This window comes from Zestomonas carbonaria, from assembly GCF_904061905.1.
In the GTDB taxonomy this organism is placed as follows: domain Bacteria; phylum Pseudomonadota; class Gammaproteobacteria; order Pseudomonadales; family Pseudomonadaceae; genus Aquipseudomonas; species Aquipseudomonas carbonaria.
This window is the reverse complement of record NZ_CAJFCI010000010.1, coordinates 1-1,025: the sequence shown is the minus strand read 5'-3', so window position 1 is coordinate 1,025 and position 1,025 is coordinate 1. Positions and strand designations below refer to the sequence as shown.

The following is a 1,025-nucleotide window of genomic DNA, read 5'->3' as shown; positions in this document are numbered from 1 at the left end:
GAATTTATGGAATTCGACGTCGTCATCGTCGGCGCCGGCCCGTCCGGCCTGTCCGCCGCCTGCCGACTGAAGCAGAAAGCCGCTGAAGCCGGCCAGGAGATCAGCGTCTGCGTGGTCGAGAAAGGTTCCGAAGTCGGCGCCCACATCCTCTCCGGCGCGGTGTTCGAGCCCCGCGCGCTCAATGAGCTGTTCCCCGACTGGAAGGAACTCGGCGCCCCGCTCAACACCCCGGTCGCCCGCGACGACATCTACCTGCTCAAGAGCGCGGAGGCCGCCACCAAGGTGCCGAACCTCTTCGTGCCCAAGACCATGCACAACGAGGGCAACTACATCATCTCCCTCGGCAACCTGTGCCGCTGGCTGGCCCAGCAGGCCGAAGGCCTGGGCGTCGAGATCTATCCCGGCTTCGCCGCCCAGGAAGCGCTGATCGACGAGAATGGCGTGGTGCGCGGCATCGTCACCGGCGACCTCGGTGTCGACCGCGAGGGCAACCCGAAAGAAGGCTACTACACCCCCGGCATGGAACTGCGCGCCAAGTACACGCTGTTCGCCGAAGGCTGCCGTGGCCACATCGGCAAGCAACTGATCAAGAAGTACAACCTCGACAGCGACGCCGACGCCCAGCACTACGGCATCGGCATCAAGGAAATCTGGGACATCGACCCGGCCAGGCACCAGCCCGGCCTGGTGGTGCACACCGCCGGCTGGCCGCTGGACGATGAGAACCCGGGCGGCTCCTTCCTCTATCACCTGGAGAACAACCAGGTCGTCGTGGGCCTGATCATCGACCTGTCCTACTCCAACCCGTTCCTCTCGCCGTTCGACGAGTTCCAGCGCTACAAGCACCACCCGGTGATCGCCCAGTACCTGGAAGGCGGCAAGCGCGTGGCCTACGGCGCACGCGCCATCTGCAAGGGCGGCCTGAACTCGCTGCCGAAGATGGTCTTCCCCGGCGGCGCGCTGATCGGCTGCGACCTCGGCACCCTGAACTTCGCCAAGATCAAGGGCAGCCACACCGCCATGAA

General features: G+C 65.4%; 1 protein-coding gene. It reads left to right on the top strand.

Annotated features, from left to right (window positions below; translation table 11 throughout):
- A partial coding sequence (locus PSEWESI4_RS00075) for an NAD(P)/FAD-dependent oxidoreductase (RefSeq protein WP_235978850.1) occupies positions 1-1,025 on the top strand: 1,025 nt, incomplete at both ends.